The 17,228-nt window shown below is 73.8% G+C and carries 16 protein-coding genes and 1 riboswitch; of the genes, 7 read left to right on the top strand and 9 right to left on the bottom strand.

From position 1 onward, the window contains the following. Positions 1-246: 246 nt before the first annotated feature. The 4 genes from pknB to thiO form a co-directional block, all read right to left on the bottom strand. Positions 247-2,232 (bottom strand): Stk1 family PASTA domain-containing Ser/Thr kinase, encoded by a 1,986-nt coding sequence (pknB, locus tag ACZ7LY_RS11780; RefSeq protein ID WP_471624369.1) that lies wholly within the window; start codon positions 2,230-2,232, stop codon positions 247-249. 83 nt (positions 2,233-2,315) lie between these two features. Continuing rightward, positions 2,316-3,110: a thiazole synthase gene (locus tag ACZ7LY_RS11775; protein WP_471624368.1), complete on the bottom strand. Its 795-nt coding sequence runs from the start codon at positions 3,108-3,110 to the stop codon at positions 2,316-2,318. A 3-nt stretch (positions 3,111-3,113) separates the two neighbouring features. Further along, on the bottom strand, positions 3,114-3,329 hold the full coding sequence (gene thiS / locus ACZ7LY_RS11770) for a sulfur carrier protein ThiS (protein WP_471624367.1): 216 nt from the start codon (positions 3,327-3,329) through the stop codon (positions 3,114-3,116). Beyond that, positions 3,326-4,504, bottom strand: coding sequence for a glycine oxidase ThiO (thiO, locus tag ACZ7LY_RS11765; protein WP_471624366.1), 1,179 nt, complete (start codon positions 4,502-4,504; stop codon positions 3,326-3,328). Before thiO ends, thiS begins: the two co-directional genes overlap by 4 nt. After that, a riboswitch (TPP riboswitch) is annotated at positions 4,502-4,615 on the bottom strand. It overlaps the preceding gene by 3 nt. A gap of 168 nt (positions 4,616-4,783) precedes the next feature. Here thiO and ACZ7LY_RS11760 point away from each other — a divergent pair. The 5 genes from ACZ7LY_RS11760 to ACZ7LY_RS11740 all read left to right on the top strand — a co-directional run bounded on the left by ACZ7LY_RS11760 (position 4,784) and on the right by ACZ7LY_RS11740 (position 9,242). Continuing rightward, positions 4,784-6,025 (top strand): NAD(P)/FAD-dependent oxidoreductase, encoded by a 1,242-nt coding sequence (locus ACZ7LY_RS11760; RefSeq protein ID WP_471624365.1) that lies wholly within the window; start codon positions 4,784-4,786, stop codon positions 6,023-6,025. A gap of 97 nt (positions 6,026-6,122) precedes the next feature. Continuing rightward, positions 6,123-6,488 carry an Rv2175c family DNA-binding protein gene (locus tag ACZ7LY_RS11755; protein ID WP_471624364.1) on the top strand — a complete coding sequence of 122 codons (366 nt, stop codon included), beginning with the start codon at positions 6,123-6,125 and terminating at the stop codon, positions 6,486-6,488. A gap of 81 nt (positions 6,489-6,569) precedes the next feature. Continuing rightward, positions 6,570-7,217, top strand: a complete 648-nt coding sequence (gene thiE, locus ACZ7LY_RS11750; RefSeq protein ID WP_471624363.1) for a thiamine phosphate synthase — start codon at positions 6,570-6,572, stop codon at positions 7,215-7,217. A gap of 144 nt (positions 7,218-7,361) precedes the next feature. Then, positions 7,362-8,282: a methylenetetrahydrofolate reductase [NAD(P)H] gene (metF, locus tag ACZ7LY_RS11745; RefSeq protein WP_471624362.1), complete on the top strand. Its 921-nt coding sequence runs from the start codon at positions 7,362-7,364 to the stop codon at positions 8,280-8,282. Positions 8,283-8,327: 45 nt separating this feature from the next. Then, positions 8,328-9,242: a hypothetical protein gene (locus ACZ7LY_RS11740; protein WP_471624361.1), complete on the top strand. Its 915-nt coding sequence runs from the start codon at positions 8,328-8,330 to the stop codon at positions 9,240-9,242. 7 nt (positions 9,243-9,249) lie between these two features. On the opposite strand, the gene ACZ7LY_RS11735 is transcribed toward ACZ7LY_RS11740, so the two are convergent. From ACZ7LY_RS11735 to ACZ7LY_RS11715, 5 genes are all read right to left on the bottom strand, one after another. Continuing rightward, entirely contained in the window at positions 9,250-10,746 is a 1,497-nt protein-coding gene (locus tag ACZ7LY_RS11735) for a phytoene desaturase family protein (protein ID WP_471624360.1), read from the bottom strand. 43 nt (positions 10,747-10,789) lie between these two features. Beyond that, complete coding sequence (locus ACZ7LY_RS11730) at positions 10,790-11,398, bottom strand: DUF4126 domain-containing protein (protein WP_471624359.1); 609 nt, start codon at positions 11,396-11,398, stop codon at positions 10,790-10,792. A gap of 342 nt (positions 11,399-11,740) precedes the next feature. Then, positions 11,741-12,367: a TetR/AcrR family transcriptional regulator gene (locus ACZ7LY_RS11725; RefSeq protein ID WP_471624358.1), complete on the bottom strand. Its 627-nt coding sequence runs from the start codon at positions 12,365-12,367 to the stop codon at positions 11,741-11,743. A 35-nt stretch (positions 12,368-12,402) separates the two neighbouring features. Continuing rightward, on the bottom strand, positions 12,403-14,487 hold the full coding sequence (locus ACZ7LY_RS11720; RefSeq protein WP_471624357.1) for a YhgE/Pip family protein: 2,085 nt from the start codon (positions 14,485-14,487) through the stop codon (positions 12,403-12,405). Continuing rightward, positions 14,459-15,433, bottom strand: a complete 975-nt coding sequence (locus ACZ7LY_RS11715; RefSeq protein ID WP_471624356.1) for an ATP-binding cassette domain-containing protein — start codon at positions 15,431-15,433, stop codon at positions 14,459-14,461. Before ACZ7LY_RS11715 ends, ACZ7LY_RS11720 begins: the two co-directional genes overlap by 29 nt. A 183-nt stretch (positions 15,434-15,616) precedes the next feature. Here ACZ7LY_RS11715 and ACZ7LY_RS11710 point away from each other — a divergent pair, with 183 nt between their 5' ends. Together ACZ7LY_RS11710 and ACZ7LY_RS11705 are read left to right on the top strand one after the other, a co-directional pair. After that, positions 15,617-16,183, top strand: a complete 567-nt coding sequence (locus ACZ7LY_RS11710; RefSeq protein WP_471624355.1) for an SAV_6107 family HEPN domain-containing protein — start codon at positions 15,617-15,619, stop codon at positions 16,181-16,183. 123 nt (positions 16,184-16,306) lie between these two features. Further along, a complete protein-coding gene (locus ACZ7LY_RS11705; protein ID WP_471624354.1) occupies positions 16,307-17,077 on the top strand; it encodes a methyltransferase in 771 nt (256 codons plus the stop codon). Positions 17,078-17,228 lie beyond the last annotated feature (151 nt).

The following is a 17,228-nucleotide window of genomic DNA, read 5'->3' as shown; positions in this document are numbered from 1 at the left end:
GTCGCGCAGTTCCCCGCGCCCCTAGGAGGGGCGACTTCGTCGCCACCTCCTCCCCTGGGGAGCTGGGGCGAAGCCCCGCTCCTCAGGGGCGCGGGGAACTGCGCGACCAGCCACGGCGAAAGCCGAGGATCCCCACCGGCCGGAGCCACCCACCTGCTTAGGGGCGCGGGGAACTGCGCAAAACCTGAGGTGCTATGGGCCTCCGCCCGAGAACTCCCCCCCCCGGCGCGGGGATCGGCGCAAGACCTAGCGAATGGTGATCTTGATGGTCGCCCCCTTGGGCGCCTCGTCCCCACCCTCGACCGACTGACTCTTCACCGTGTCGCCGAACAACCCGAGCAGCCCCCGATCCTCATCGACCTGGAACCCCGCCCCCTCCAACTTGTTCCGCGCATCCGAGACGCTCATCCCGGTGACATCGGGCACCTCCACCATGACCGGCCCCTTGGAGATCGTGAGCGTCACCGTGTCCCCCTCGGCCAGCTTCCCGCCCTCGCGGGGCGACTGCCGGGCCACGCTGCCCTTGTCCTCGTCGGAGTTGACCCGCTGCGGCGCGATCTTCACCTGGAAGCCCGCGTCCTCCAGCTCGGTCACGGCGTCCTGCTCGCTCTCGCCGGTCACGTCGGGCACATCGATCGGCGCCCCCTTGGAGACGATCAGCGCGACGGCGGAACCGGCCCTGCGGACCTTGCCGGACGGCGGATCCGTACCGATGACCGACCCCCGGCCGATCTGCTCGCTGAACTTCCGCGTCACCATGCCCGGCGCCAGCCCCCGCTCCTTGAGCGCCGCCTTCGCGTCGGCCAGCGACCGGCCCGCGACATCCGGCACCTTCACCGTCTCCGGGCCACGCGACACCGTCAGCGCGACCGTGCCGTGGTCGCGGATGCGCTCACCGGCCTTCGGGGCCGTGCCCATCACCGTGCCGCGCTCGTACGCGTCGCTGTAGCGCCGGGTCACCTTGCCGGGCTTGAGGCCCGCCTCGGACAGCCGGCGCTCCGCCTCCGCCTGCGACTTCGTCAGCAGCGAGGGGACCTTCGTGAACTGGCCCGAGTTGATGTACCAGACGCCCGCGCCCAGCCCCAGCGCGAGCAGCAGCGCACCGACGACGGCGAACGTGCCCCGGCGCGGAGCGCCCCGCCCGAACCGGCCCGCGAGCCCGCGCCGGGCCCCCGGGGGAGGAGGCGGCGGCGACTCCAGCCGGCTCGTGTGCTGAACGCCCCCCACACCGACACCGGCCCCTGAACCGGCTCCCGCGTCCGCCGACACCGGCAGCGGCAACTGCACCCCCGCCGTGCGCACCGCGCGCGGGATGACGCTCGTACGGTCGTCGGCGCCCGCGTGCTCCACCTCGCGCGCCTGCGGCGGCACCGCGTCGAGCTGCGCGTCGGTGAGCGCGGCGCGCGCCGTCCGCGCCTGGGCGAGCAGCGCGACCGCGTCCGGCGGGCGTACTGCCGGATTGCGGGCCGTCGCCGACGCGACCAGCTCGTCCAGCTCGAAGGGGAGCCCGGGGACGGCGGCCGACGGCGGCGGCACGTCCTCGTTCAGATGCTTGTAGAGAACCTGCGCCGGAGTGTCGCCCGCGTGCGGCTTGCCGCCGGTCAGCATCTCGTACAGCACGACACCGCACGCGTACACGTCCACGCTGGGCGTCGCCGTGCCGTCCTCGATCTGCTCGGGCGCCAGATACGAGACCGTGCCGAGCACCGCGCCCGTCGTCTGCGTCACCGTGTCCACCGAGCGGACCAGGCCGAAGTCCGCGACCTTCACTCGGCCGTCGTCGCCTATCAGGACGTTCTCCGGCTTCATGTCGCGGTGCACGAACCCCGCCCGGTGCGCGGCCCCGAGCGCGGCGAGGACCGGCTCCAGGATGTCGAGCGCCGCGCGCGGGCGCAGCGCGCCCCGGTCGCGCAGCACGTCCCGCAGGGTGCAGCCCGCCACGTACTCCATCGCCAGATAGACGTACGCGCCCTCGGCGCCCTGGTCGAAGACCCCCACCACGTTCGGATGGGAGAGGCGGGCGACCGACTTCGCCTCGCGGATGAACCGGTCGACGAACGAGGCGTCGGCCGCCAGCGAGGGGTGCATCACCTTGAGCGCGAGCACGCGGTCGAGGCGGGTGTCCACGGCCCGGTAGACCGTGGCCATCCCGCCGACCGCGATGCGGGCGTCGACGCGGTAGCGGCCGTCGAGCACCTGCCCGAGCAGAGGGTCCTGAAGGGTCGTGTCCACGCAGGCGAGTGTACGAGGAGGCACCGACACCGCCGCCCGGTACGGGCCCCGGTAACCCGCACTGCAGCAGAGCTGTGACCCGCTCAGAACGCCGGCCGCTCCGGGTCCAGACGGGCCAGCCCGGCGCCCGGCGATGACGCCTGCGCGAAGTGCCGCTTGGGGATGCGGCCCGCCCGGCGCGCCAGCCGGCCCGCCTCCACCGCGTGCCGCATGCCCTGCGCCATCAGCACCGGCTCCTGCGCCCGCGTCACCGCCGACGCCAGCATCACGGCCGCGCACCCCAGCTCCATGGCGAACGCCACGTCCGAGGCGGTGCCCGCGCCCGCGTCGAGGATCACCGGCACGCGCGCGTGCTCGACGATCAGCTCGAAGTTGTGCGGGTTGCGGATGCCGAGCCCGGAGCCGATGGGCGAGCCGAGCGGCATGACGGCCGCGCACCCCACGTCCTCCAGCTTCCGCGCGAGCACCGGGTCGTCGTTCGTGTACGGCAGGACGGTGAAGCCGTCGTCGACCAGCGTCTCCGCCGCGTCCAGCAGCTCGACCGGGTCGGGCAGCAGGGTCCGCTCGTCGGCGATGACCTCCAGCTTCACCAGGTCCGTGCCGAGCGCCTCGCGCGCGAGGCGGGCCGTGAGCACGGCCTCGCCGGCCGTGTAGCAGCCCGCCGTGTTCGGCAGCACCCGGATGCCGAGCCGCTCCAGGACCGACAGCACCGAGCCGTGCACGCTCGCGTCCACCCGGCGCATCGCCACGGTCGTCAGTTCCGTGCCGGACGCCACGAGGGAACGTTCCAGCACGTCCAGGCTCGGGGCGCCGCCCGTGCCCATGATCAGGCGCGAGGAGTAGGTCGAGCCGCCCAGCTCGAAAGCGTCGTCCGCCATGGTTCAGCCTCCCTGTACGGCGGTCAGGACCTCGACGCGGTCGCCGTCGCGCAGCGGGGTCAGCGCCCAGCGCGTACGGGGGACGACCGTCTCGTTCAGCGCGGCCGCGACTCCGGCGGGCGCGGCGGTCAGCGTGGCGACGAGGGCGTCGAGGGTGGTGTCGGCGCCGACCGCGCGGGTCTCGCCGTTCACGGACACGGTCAGCACGGGCGCGCTCATACGGGCAGCTCCTCGGGGACGGCGGCGAAGCGCCGGGGGGTGAACGGGCGGGCCTCTTCGGGCAGTTCGCCGGTGACCAGCGCGTGCGCGAGGACATCGCCGGTGACCGGGGTCAGCAGCACGCCGTTGCGGTGGTGGCCGGTCGCCAGATGCAGGCCCGCCAGCGCGGTCGGACCGAGCAGCGGCGCGTTGTCCGGCGAGCCGGGGCGCAGGCCCGCGCACGTCTCCACCAGCGGCAGTTCGGTGATGCCGGGCACCAGTTCGTGCGCGTCGCGCAGAAGCTCGTACACCCCGCCAGCCGTGACCGTGGTGTCCCAGCCCAGCTCCTCGGAGGTCGCGCCGACGACCAGCTCGCCGTCGGCACGCGGCACGAGGTACAGGGCGCCGCCGCGCACCACCGCGCGCACCGTGCGGCTCAGGAACGGCGCGTAGCGGGGCGGCACGCGCAGGCGCAGCACCTGCCCCTTGACCGGGCGCACCGGCGGCGCCACCTCGGGCGGCACCCCGTCGAGCCGCCCGCTGCGGCTGCCGCCCGCGAGGACGACCTGCCCGGCGGCGAGAGCGGTCCCGTCGGTGAGCGTCACCCCGCAGGCCCGGTCCCCGGCCGTCCGCAGCCGCTGCGCCCAGGCCCGGTGGAAGGCGACCCCGGCGCGCTCACAGGCCGTCAGAAGGGCGCTGGAGAGCTTCCTCGGGTCGATCTGGTGGTCACCGTCGACCCGCAGCCCCCCGCGCACGCCCGGCGCGAGCATCGGCTCCAGGCGGCGGCACTCACGGCCCGACAGCCACTCCGACTCCAGGCCCGAGCGGGTGTGCAGCGCGTGCAGCTCCCGCAGGTGCGCCCGGTCGTCCGTGTCCAGGGCGACCGCGAGCGTGCCGCAGGTGCGGTAGCCGAGATCCCGCCCGCTCGCCTGCGCCAGCTCCGCCGCGAACGCCGGATAGCGCCGCGCCGACGCCAGATTGAGGCCGAGCAGCGTCTGCTCGCCGTAGTGCAGTTCCGTGACGGCGGCGAGCATGCCCGCCGCGACCTGGGCGGCCCCGCCGCCCGGCTCGGGGTCCACGACCGCGACCGACAGACCGCGCTGCGCGGCCCGCCAGGCGGTCACCAGACCGATGACACCGCCCCCGACGACGAGGACGTCGACGGCGGCCGATTCCTTGGATGGCGTACGCGACATGGGCGTCCAGCCCCTCCCTTCGCCGGCATGACCCGGATCAGGTTCGTACGGTCGAAGGCCGCTCCAGCCTTCCTCTCAGCCCGCTGCGTACGGGCTCCCGCGAGTGCTCTGCGCCCGCCACCCTAGCCCGTCCGCCCGGCGCCCCGTAAGGCGGACCCGCGCCCGTCACCGCCCCGACGGCCATGATCGCTAAACCCGGTGACACGTGTGCAGGACGTCACGGGGCGGGAGTGGCCCGCGACGCTGACTGGACGAAGATCGGATGCCTAAGGTGAACCCGTGAGCGATCAGCGGAGCGGAACCGGGACCCCTGCAAGGCAGCGGCACGTCGTCGTCGTGGGCGCGGGCATGGCAGGCGTCCAGACCGCCGTCGCCCTGCGCGAACAGGGCTTCGCCGGCACCGTCACGCTCATCGGCGCCGAACCGCACCGCCCCTACGACCGCCCGCCGCTGTCCAAGGCCGTCCTGCTCGGCAAGGCCGACGGCTCCGCCTTCGACGTCGACTTCGACGCGCTCGGCGTCACCCTCGAACTCGGCCGCGAGGTCACCGGCCTGCGCCCCGCCGACCACGCGCTCGACACCGACCGCGGTCCCGTGGCCTACGACGTCCTCGTCCTCGCCACCGGCGCCGAACCGGTGCGCCTGCCCGGCGCGGACGAGGACGCGGGCGCCGAGAGCGTCCACGTCCTGCGCACCCTCGACGACGCCGAGCGGCTGCGGCCCGTCCTCGCCGGCCAGCGGGACGTCGTGGTCGTCGGCGCCGGCTGGATCGGCGCCGAGTTCGCCACCGCCGCGCGCGAGGCGGGCTGCCGCGTCACCGTCGTGGAGGCAGCGGACCGCCCGCTGACCGGCGCGCTGCCCGCCGAGGTCGCCGCGCCCATGGCCCACTGGTACGCGGACGCCGGCGCGGAACTGCGCACCCACGCGCGCGTGGAGCGCGTCGAACCCGGCACGGTCGTCCTCGACGACGGCAGCCGGCTCCCCGCCGAGGCCGTCGTCGTCGGCATCGGCGCCCGCCCCGCCACGCGCTGGCTCACCGGCTCCGGCATCGAGCTGGGAGAGCACCGCGAGGTCCTGGCCGACGAGCGGCTGCGCACCTCCGTACCTGATGTGTACGCGGTCGGGGACTGTGCCTCCTTCCCCTCGCGCCGCTACAGCCGCCGCCTGCTCGTCCACCACTGGGACAACGCCCTCCAGGGCCCCCGCACGGTCGCCGCCGACATCATCGGCGAGACGCCGGTGGACTACGACCCGGTGCCCTACTTCTGGTCCGAGCAGTTCGGCCGCTTCGTGCAGTACGCGGGCCACCACCAGGCCGCCGACACCACCGTCTGGCGCGGCGACCCGGCCGGCGCCGCCTGGTCGGTGTGCTGGCTGCGCGAGGGCGCCCTCGTCGCCGTCCTCGCCGTCGGCAAGCCCCGCGACCTCGCCCAGGGCCGCAAGCTCATCGAGTCCGCCGCCCCGCTGGACCCCGAGCGCCTCGCCGACCCCGCCCGCCCCCTGAAGGCCGCCGTCGCCTGAGCGCGGCACCCGCGCGCGGGCGCGATGGCACACCGCGGAACCCCTGGTCGGACCGGCCCGGCTTCCGACTGTCAGTGCGAGGTGGCAGGCTTGTGGCGTGACCGAGATTGACGCAAAGATCGATGCTCTCGTCCCCGCCTGGCTCACCCTCCCCGACATCGCCGAGCAGATCGGTGTCGAGGTGACCCGCGTGCGGCAGCTGGTGAAGGAAGGCCAGCTCATCGCCGTACGCCGTGGTGAGAACAGGGCACTGCACGTGCCCGCCGCCTTCATCGACGGCGACAAGGTCGTCAAGGGCCTCACCGGGACCCTGACGCTCCTGAGGGACGACGGCTTCAGTGACGAAGAGATGCTGGAGTGGCTCTTCACCCCCGACCCGACCCTGCCGGGCACGCCCGCGCAGGCCCTGAGCGAGAATCGCGGCACGGAGGTGAAGCGTCGCGCCCAGGCGCTCGCCGTGTGACCTGACGACCGTCCGGTGTGCGCGCCCCGCCCGCGCGGGGCGCGCACACCACCGACACGCACCACCCACGGGGGGACTTCCATGGCGGACACCCAGCGCGCCCGGCTCGCCGACGCGCGGCTCTACCTGTGCACCGACGCGCGCAAGCGGCAGGGCGACCTGCCGCAGTTCCTCGACGCCGTCCTGGCGGCCGGGGTGGACATCGTGCAACTGCGCGACAAGGGCATGGAGGCCGGCGAAGAACTGGAACACCTCGCCGTGTTCGCCGACGCGGCCCGCCGCCACGGCAAACTGTTCGCGGTGAACGACCGGGCGGACGTCGCCCACGCCGCCGCCTCCGACGTGCTGCACCTGGGCCAGGGCGACCTGCCCGTGCCCGCCGCCCGCGCGCTGCTCGGCGACGACGTGCTCATCGGCCGCTCCACGCACTCCGAGGCGGAGGCGTCCGCCGCCGCCGTCCAGGACGGCGTGGACTACTTCTGCACCGGCCCCTGCTGGCCCACGCCCACCAAGCCCGGCCGGCACGCCCCGGGCCTCGGCCTGGTCCGGCACACGGCCGCGCTCGGGACCGACCGCCCGTGGTTCGCCATCGGCGGCATCGACCTGACGACCCTCGACGAGGTCGTCGAGGCGGGCGCCCGCCGCGTCGTCGTCGTACGGGCCATCACCGAGGCCGACGACCCGGGCGCCGCCGCCGCCGAGTTCGCCAAGCGGCTGCGCGCCCTCTGACGCGGCCCGAAGGCGCCCGCGCGAGCCCCCGGCGCACCCTCGCGCCGCCACGCGCGCGACCCCCGTGGCCGGTACCCGACGGATGCCTGTCCGCAGGGTGGACGGGGATTAGGGGCTCGGCGCTCACGTCAGTAACCTGCCGGTATGGCCCTTGGCACCCCTTCCACCAGGACTGATCGCGCCCGCACGGTGCGCGACATGCTCGCGCCCGGAAAGACGACGTACTCGTTCGAGTTCTCCGCGCCGAAGACCCCGAAGGGCGAGCGGAACCTGTGGAACGCGCTGCGCAGGGTGGAGGCCGTCGCGCCCGACTTCGTCTCCGTGACGTACGGCGCGGGCGGCTCCACGCGGGCCGGGACCGTCAAGGAGACCCAGCAGATCGTCGCCGACACGACGCTCACGCCGGTCGCGCACATCACGGCCGTCGAACACTCCGTCGCCGAACTGCGCAACATCATCGGCCAGTACGCGGACGCCGGCATCCGGAACATGCTCGCGGTGCGCGGCGACCCGCCCGGCGACCCGATGGGCGAGTGGCTCGCCCACCCGCAGGGCCTGCGGTACGCGGCGGAACTCGTCGAACTGATCAAGGAATCCGGGGACTTCTGCGTCGGCGTCGCCGCGTTCCCCGCGATGCACCCGCGCTCCGCCGACTGGGGCTCCGACGTGCGGCATTTCGTCGACAAGTGCCGCGCGGGCGCCGACTACGCCATCACGCAGATGTTCTTCTACCCGGAGGAATATCTGCGGCTGCGCGACAAGGTCGCCGCCGCCGGCTGCGACACGCCGATCATCCCGGAGTGCATGCCGGTCACGAGCGTGCGCATGCTGGAGCGGCTGCCGAAGCTGAGCAACGCCGACTTCCCGCCCGCCCTCAAAGAGCGCATCCTCACAGCCAAAGACGATCCCGCCGCTGTACGCTCCATTGGCATCGAGTTCGCAACGGAGTTCTGCGCGAAGCTGCTTGACGAAGGCGTACCGGGTCTGCACTTCATCACGCTCAACAACTCCACTGCGACGCTGGAAATCTACGAAAACCTGGGCCTGCACGAGCAGCGGGCCTAGGGGGCCGTACCCACCCCGGGACACGGCCGTACGAGAGGGGCGTACATGGGCTGGGCGGTCCTCTACATCGCGTTCGGACTGGTGGCACTCTGGCTCCTCGGTGAGGTGCTGCTCCAGTACAAGGCGCGGCTGCGCTGGCGGTTGCTCGCCTTCGGCGGCTTCCTCCTAGTGGTCGTCGGCGTCCTGATGCCGTCGGTGATCGTCATCGGGATCGGCGCCATCGCGTTCGCCGTCGGACAGACGTACGTCACCCTCTCCTTCCGGCGCGGCTTCGCCGAGGGCTGGGCGCTCAAGGGCGCCCCGGCCGGCGAGAGCGGCCGAGGCGGCGGCAGCAAGCGCCGCCGCAAGGAGGCCCCGGCCCGCCAGGAACCCACGCTCCAGGTCTCCGACGTGGAGTACGAGCCGCAGCGGGCCCCCGACGTCTACGCCCCGGAGTCGGCGGCCGAGCAGACCGCCGTGTACGCGGCCGCCGAGCCGATGCCCGACGACACCGGCCAGTACGGCGTCTACAGCGACTCCGCCTACGCCCAGAGCGACTCCGGCTACGCCCACGGCGGCGAGCAGACCCAGGCCGGCTACGGCCACGACACCGCGTCCTTCGGCCACGACCAGGGGCAGCAGTCCTCGTACGGCTACGGCTACGACCAGGGCCAACAGCCCTACGCGGCCCCCTACTCCGACCCGTACATCGGCGCGCAGAGCTACCCCGCGCAGCCCCAGTACGGCGACACGTACGGCACCGGCCAGCAGTACCACGACCCGTATGCCGACAGCGGCTACGGCACCGACACCCCGCCCGGCGGCGTCTGGGTCCCGCAGCAGCGCAACGGGGACGAGCAGCAGCAGTACGGCGGCGAACTCCCGCCCGAGCAGCCGCAGCAGGGCTACCCCGGCTATCCGCCGCACGACCCGAACGCCGGGTACGACGCGGGCTTCAACGAGCAGCAGTTCCGCTACTGACCGCGGCTCACTGCGAGCCGCGGAACTCCGGTCCCTCCACGATCAGGCCCGCCGCCAGCGCGCCCGACATGCCCGCGTGCGGCAGCCCGCCGCCCGGGTGCGACCAGCCGCCCACCGCGAACAGGCCCGCCATCGCCGTCCCGTTCGCCGGGTGCAGCAGGCGGCCGTCCGCCGCGGCCAGAGCGGGCGCGGGCACCGCACCGCCCTCGGCGCCGGTCGCCTCGGCGATGTCCGCGGGCGTGCGCACCTCGTGCCACAGCAGCCGCTCCCGCAGTCCCGGCACCGCCCGCTCCGCCGCCGCGAGGGCCGACTCGGCCTCCGCGTCCCCCACGCGCGCGCCCGCCGGGACCGTCACCGTCACGGTGACCGCCTCGTGCTCCTCGTCCGGCACCTGGGCGCGCTCGCCCGGGCGCAGCACGGTCACCGTGGGTCTCGCGGGCCACGGCCCGCCGTCGAACAGCCACGCGTGCTCCGCGTCCCGGTCCGCGCCGTGGACGACCGTGCGGTGCGGTGTGCCGTCCGGACGTCCGCCGCGCAGCGCCAGATGCGCCACGAGGCGGCTCGGCACGCCCGCCTCCGCCTGCGCGGGCACACCGTCGCGCAGCGCGCGCCCGGGCGCCAGCCGCTCCAGGACGGACGGCGCGACGCCCGCCACCACGAACGCGGCTTCCTCCACCGAGCCGTCGGCCAGCTCCACGCCCGCCGCGCGCCCGTCCTTCTCCACGATCCGCACCACCGGCGCCCCGAACCGGAACTCCACCTTGCGCCGCACGCACCGCGCGTGGAGCGCGTCCGCCAGCGCCCGCATGCCGCCCGTGACCGCCCAGGTGCCGAACGTCTGCTCCATGTACGGCAGCACCGCCGCGCTCGCCGGCGCCGTCCGCGGATCGAGGCCGCAGGCCAGCGCGTAACTCTCCAGGAGGGCCGTCAGGCGGGGCTCGCCGCCCAGTTCGAAAGCGCCGATCTCGGCGAGGGTGGTCGCCTTGAGGTCCTTGCGCAGGAGGCGCTTGCGGACCTCGGCCGGGTAGGGCTCACGGGCGGCCAGCACCTCCCAGTTCGGCCACAGGGGCTCCTCCAGGAGCGGGCGCCGGGAGCGGTCCCATGCTTCCCGCGCGCGGTTCATGAACGCCGACCAGCGCGCCCCCGCGCCCGCGCCGATCGCCGCGTCCAGCGCCTCGGCGACGCCCGCCCTGCGCGCGTTCGGCAGGTCCGTCGTCGTGCCGTCCGCGAAGACGTGGCGTACGGCCGGCTCGACCTGGGTGAGCCCGGCGAGGTCCTCCAGCGGCTCCTTGCCCGTCTTCAGGAACAGGTCGCGGTAGACCGCGGGCAGCGGGAGCAGCCCCGGGCCCGTGTCGAACGCGAAGCCGTCCCGCTCGAAGAGGCCCACGGCCCCGCCGTACGTGGCCCCGCGCTCGAAGACCACCGGTCGGTGGCCCGCGACGGCCAGCCGAGCGGCGGCAGCCATGGCGCCCAGTCCCGCGCCGATCACCGCAATCCGTGCCATGCGAGCGACTTTAGCGACCCCCACTGACAATCCCGCCCGCAGGTCAGGGCGGCGGCTCCGCGCGCAGGAGCCGCTTCTCCTCGCGGCGCTGTGCGCGGCGCCGGAGGAACCGGCGGATGCGGCGCATCAGGAAGAACAGCAGCACCAGGCCGAGGACGAGCAGGACCGCCGCGACGACGGCCGCCGCCACCGGGTGGAACATGGCGAACGTGACGACGCCCGCGACCCCGAGGTCCTCGGCCGTGCTCATCACGATGTTCGACAGCGGCTCGGGCGAGGTGTTGATCGCCATCCGGGTGCCGGCCTTCACCGAGTGGCTGGCCAGCGCCGTGGAGCCGCCGATCGCGCCCGCCGCCAGATCGGACAGTGACCCGCTCTGCCCGGCGAGCAGCGCCCCGACGACGGCCCCCGACACCGGCCGGATCACGGTGTGCACGGTGTCCCACACGGAGTCCACGTACGGGATCTTGTCGGCGACCGTGTCGCACAGGAACAGCAGCGCGGCGGCGATCAGCACGTCGGGGCGCTGGAGGGCGGCAGGCACGTCGTCGCTGAGTCCGCTCGCGCCGAAGACGCCGAGCAGCAGGACCACCGCGTACGCGTTGATGCCGCTCGCCCAGCCGCTGGTGAAGACCAGGGGGAGTACGGACACGGACATGAGCGTAAGCCGGTCGGGGGCCCGGAGCGGGTGGGCACGCGCGCGTGCGTCTGAGTACGCGTACCTAGGCACGCAGATGAGTAGGTACGCGGATGGGCTGTGACCTGCGGGGACGGAAGAGTGGAGGCCACGGAGAGGGGCGCCGCCCCGGCACCGCCGACACGGGGCGGCGGAACGGACGTGGCGCCCTTGGCCGCTCCTCTCACCCGTCAGGGTGAGGGCGAGGCACGGGGGAGTACGGGGGAAGCACGGGGGAGCACGGGGGATACGTCGCTTCGGCGCGGCCGGTGGGTGACCACGGGCCGCGCCGGACGGCGCCTCAGCGCACGGCGACCATCACGCGGGCCCTGTCAGCGGCTGACCGCCGCCCACCCGCCCCTGGAGCAGCAGCGACAGCGCCGCGTGCACGTCGTCGAGCGAGCGCTGCGGCTGGAACGCCTGCCAGTCGAGTGCCGCGACCAGCACCATGCCCACCAGGGCCGCCGCCGTCAGCGGTACGTCGATCTCCTCGCTCAGCTCGCCGGACTCCACGGCACCGCGCAGCACGCCCTCCACCACGGCCACCGCCTCCTGGCGCACGACGGCCAGCGTCGACTGCCAGGCCCTGTTGGTGCGCCACAGTTCGGCGACGTACAGCTGCGTGAAAGCCGGGTATTGCTGGATGAAGACCAGGCCGGCGCGGATCATCGCGTCCAGGGCGTCGATCTTGCTGCCGCTCCGCTCGTCCGCCTTCCGCGCCGCGTCGCGCAGGGACGCGGTGAGCAGCCCGACGCCGTGCCGCAGAAGCTCCTCGAAGAGGACGGACTTGCTGGCGAAGTTGTAGTAGACCGTGCCCTTGGCCACCCCGGCGCGCTCGGCGATCTCGTCGACGGTCGTCGCGGAGAACCCCTGCTCCGCGATGAGCGTGACCGCCGCCTCGTAGAGCTTCTGCCGGGTGGCCTGGCGCCGTGTGCTGCTGTCCATGCCCTTGATTCTCACAGGCCGTGATGTGGGCGCGCTCACAGGCTCAGCTCCGGGTGCAGCCGGTCCAGCGTCCACACCTGCTTGCGGCGGGCCGTCAGCGCGGTCAGCGCGAGGGCGCCCACGGTGAACGCGGCGAGCACCACGCACGCGTGCCACACCGGCCCGAGGCCGCCGCCCGTGATGAGCCGCCGCAGCGCGTCCACCACGTAACTCATCGGCAGGAACGGGTGGATCGCGTTGAAGAAGCCGGGGCTCGTCTGCACGGGGTACGTGCCGCCCGCCGACGTCAGTTGCAGCATCAAGACGGCGAGGACGAGGATGCGGCCCGCCGCCCCGAACTGGGCGTTCAGCCATTGCACGATCGCCGCGAAGCACGCGGTGACCAGGCACAGGAAGGCGATCGTGCCGCCCGCGCGCAGCATCTGCAGACCGAGCGCCCAGTGCAGCACGGACATCAGCGCCGCCACCTGGAGCACGCCGAGCGCGGCCACCGGCAGCCAGCCCGCTAGCGCCACCCGCCAAGAACCGGCGCCCATGGCGAGCGCCCGCCGGTTGAGCGGCTGGATCAGCATGTACGCGACCATCGCGCCGACCCACAGGGACAGCGGGATGAAGTACGGGGCGAACCCTGTGCCGTAGTTGGGCGCCTTGTGCATCGACTGCGAGGCGAGCTTGACCGGGTCGGCCATCACGTCGGTGCGCTGGTCGCGGTCCTTCTTGTCGTAGTCGGGGATCTTCGAGACGCCGTCGTGCAGCCCGCCCGCGAGCTTGCCGGAGCCGTCGGCGAGCTTGAACATGCCGCCATTGAGGTCGTTCGCGCCGGTCTTCAGCTTGCCGACACCCGTGTCGAGGGTCGTCGAGCCGTCCTTGGCGGTGCCGAGCCCGCTGTGCAGCTTCTCGGCGCCGGCGGCGACCTGGCCCGCGCCCTTGTTGAGCTTGTTGATCTGCGCGACGGCCGTCTCGACGTCCTTGTCGAGCGTCGGCGCCCGCCGGGCCAGCGCCTCGGACTGCTTCTGGAGCGTCGCCAGATGGCTGTCCATGAGGGCGAGGCTGCCGTGCTCGTCCTTGATGAGCGTGTTCAGGTCGTCGGAGACGGTCGCCACGTCCGCCGCGGCCGTCTTCGCCTTCTTCAGATCCGGGCAGGCCGGGTCGTCGATGGCTCCCTGCTCGCACCGGCGCGCGTAGATGTCGCCCAGGATCTCGGAGCCCGCGTGCGCGCCCGTGCGGGCCGTCGGCGCGATCTTCACCAGGGTGTCGAGGTTGTGCCGGATGCCCTTCGCGGAATCGGCCACCAGGCGCGCGGTGTCGCCGATCTGCTTCTTGTTGCCCTTGAGGAACGGCAGCACCTCGTGGGCGGCGCCGTTCACCTTGTCGGCGAGCGTCTGGGTGCCCGCAGACACCTGCCGCGCGCCCGTCTCCAGATCGCCGGAGCCCGTGTCGAGCTTCGTCAGGCCCTTGGCGAGGTCCCCGCTGCCCTTCTTGGCGTCGGTGAGCCCGTCCGCGAGGTCCTTGGAGCCCTTCTTGGCCTTGCCGATGCCGCCCTTGAGGTCGTCGGCGCCCTTGGCGGCCTTCTTGGTGGCGTCGTGGATGTCGGAGAACGAGATGAAGATCTTGTCCAGGAAGGAGCGCGAAGCGTTCTTCGAGGCCGCCGAGCGCACCTCGGAGAACACCGTGCGGGATATCTGCCCGACGATGTAGTTGTTGGCGTCGTTCGTACGCACCTGGAGCGCGCCCGTCTCGGGGGAGGCGCCGGAGCTGGAGGCGATGCGCGTGCTGAAGTCGCGCGGCATCGTCAGCGACAGGTAGTACGTGCCGTCCTCGACGCCCTTCTTGGCCTCGGCGGAGCTGACCTCGTGCCACTGGAAGGTCTTGCTGTCGAGCAGGCCCTTGGTGATCTGGTCGCCCGCCGCGATCTTCTTGCCGCCGGCGGTCGCGCCCTTGTCGTCGTTCACGAGCGCCACGGGGATCTTGTCGAGGCGCCCGTACGGGTCCCAGAAGGACCACAGGTACAGCGCGCCGTACAGCAGGGGCAGCAGCAGGAGGGCGACGAGCGCGGCGCGCGGCAGCTTCCCCCTGCCGAACCGCTTGAGCTCAAGCGCGGCGAGCTTCGGCGAGCGCATCGGCGGAGGTCTCCTTGTCGGTGGCGGTGGGAGTGGCGGTGGGAGTGGCGGTGCCCGTGGGGGCGGTGGGGTCTGCTTCGGGGCCGGTCTCGGCACCGGCTTCTGGGCCGGTCCTGGTGCCCGCCTCGGGGACGGCTCCGGCGCTGTCCGGGGGAGCGTCCGCGGCGTGCCCGGTGGTGGCGTGCTTCGGGGTGGCGTGCTTTGGGGTGGCGGGCCCGGCGGGTCCGTCCGGGGCCGCGGTCCGCCGGGGGGCCGTGGAGACGACGACCGCGCCGGGCGGGGCCTCGCTGCACACCGCGAGGACGGTCGTGCCCGCGTCCGCGATCGACCGCAACTGGTCCCAGATCGCGTCCCGTTCGGTGTCCGACAGCTTCATGTCCGTGTCGTCCACCGCGATCAGGCGCGGCCGCCCGATGAGCGCGAGGGCCAGCGAGAGGCGCAGCGCCTCGATCCGCTCCAGGTCGCGCACGGACGTACGGGACCCCTTCGGCAGGCTGTCGACGTCGAGGCCCGCGGCGGCCAGCGCGGTGTCGATCCGCAGCTTCGCCTCCGCCACCCGCTCCTTGCGAGGGCGCAGCAGCGCGCGCAGGGAACCGTCGTACCGGCGCTGCAACAGCGCCCGCTCCCGCAGGTGCTCCGCCACGGTGTACGCCGGGTCCAGCTCGCTGACGCCGGGGACCTGCGCGAGGGCGCTGATCCGGCGGACGGCCGTCATCTGCTTCGGCAGCCGCAGCCCGGCGACGCGGGCCTGCCCTTCCGCCGGGCGCATACGTCCCGTCAGCGCGAGCAGAAGACTCGTACGGCCGGTGCCGGACGGTCCCTCCACCGCGATGAGGGAACCGGCGGGCGCGTCGAGGTCCACGCCCCGGAACGCCCAGCCGCGCGGGCCCTTCAGCCCGAACCCCGCGGCGGCGACGCTCGCCCCGCCTTCCTGCGGACCGCTCATGGCCCCACCCCCACGCGACACCCGGCCACTCCTCGCCGTCTTTTGAACTGACTGGTCAGTGCAAAAAGTAACCCGAACCTTCGATCGAGGCAAAAGCCCAGGTCAGAGCCGATTGTCAGTGGGGTGCCCCACGATGGGCACATACGGCCACTGCGCCGTCACACAGACGACAGGAGGTTCGTCATGGCTGGACACCGCGCATCCACCGCGTCCACCGCCGCACGCCGCCCTGCCACCACCGGCCCGATCCCCTCACCGGCCGGGCCGCCGAGCGACATCCACCCGGTGCTGCGCCGGACCGGAGCCCCGCCCGCCGCCCTCGACCTGCTCGCCCAGGCCCGCGCCGGGCTCGACGAGGCGGCCCGCCTCGACGCTCCCAACGAGCGGTACGCGACCGCCCACCTCGCCGCACTGCGCACCGCCGCCGCCGTACTCGCCGCCCGCGGCCGCCCCGAGGCCACGGCCCGGCGCCGGGCCAGGATCCGCAGCGCCTGGGAAGTCCTGCCCGAGATAGCGCCCGAACTGGAGGAGTGGAGCGCCCTCTTCGCCTCCGGTGCCACCAAGCGGGCCCGCGCCGAGGCCGGCATACGCGACGCGGCCAGCGCCCGCGACGCCGACGATCTGCTGCGGGACGTGGCGATGTTCCTGCGCCTCGTCGAGCGCCTGCTCGTCCTCCAGCCGGTGCTTCCGCAGCCCCGCGCGGAGGACGGCGTGAGGGTGGCGGACAGGGAGGTGCCGGACGCGGGCTGACCGGCGGCTCGGCGCGTCCCCGGGGTGTCCCGGGCCCCCATCCGCGCCCATTAGGGTGGAGGCGCCCGAACCTGTTCACGCTCCCGTCCCCCCGACCGGAGCCGCGCCGAGGAGTCACCTGCAGTGTCGGACCCCAGCCGCCCCCGCGCCGCCCTCCGTACCGCCGTCGTCTGGGACGTCCTCAAAGACGCCCTGGAGCGTCGCGCCAAGGCCACCGGGAGCGCGGCGCTGGACGTCCTCGACACCGGCGGCGGCAGCGGCAACTTCGCGGTGCCGGTGGCCGAGCTGGGCCACCGCGTCACCGTCGTCGACCCGAGCCCCAACGCACTGTTCGCGCTGGAGCGCCGGGCCGCCGAGGCGGGCGTCGCCGACCGCGTGCGCGGCGTCCAGGGCGATGTCTCCGGCCTGTTCGACGTCGTGGAGCGCGACGCGTACGACGCCGTGCTCTGCCACGGGGTCCTGGAGTACGTCGACGAGCCCGAGGAAGGCGTGCGCAACGCGGTGGGCGCCCTGCGCTCCGGCGGCGTGCTCAGCCTGCTCGCCGCGGGCCTGGGCGGCGCCGTCCTCGCCCGCGCCCTCGCCGGCCACTTCAAGGAGGCCCGGCACGCGCTCGACGACCCGGCCGGGCGCTGGGGCGACGGCGACCCGGTGCCGCGCCGGTTCACCGGGGAGCAGCTCTCCGGGCTCGTGAGCGGGGCGGGCGTCGCCGTCGGCGCCGTGCACGGGGTGCGGGTCTTCTCCGACCTCGTCCCCGGTGTCCTCGTGGACACCGAGCCGGGCGCGCTCCAGGAACTGCTGAAGCTGGAGGCCGCGGCGGCGGAACTGCCCGCGTTCCACTCCGTCGCCACCCAGTTGCACGTGCTCGGCGAGAAGCGGGCGGCCGACGCCGGCTGACGGTGCCGGGTGGGGTGCCCGCCGAGGTGCCGGTTGGGGCGGCGGCCGAGTTGCCGGGTGAGGTGGCGGCCGGGGGCGGCGTGATCCGCCGCTGATCAGCGGCGCAGCGGCGGATGGAGTACACCACAGGCCCCCCGATCGGGCGCCCGGC

The sequence above is a fragment of the Streptomyces sp. NPDC107550 genome (assembly GCF_055639095.1).
The sequence above is the reverse complement of the archived record's forward strand: the minus strand, read 5'-3'. Positions and strand labels throughout refer to the sequence as shown.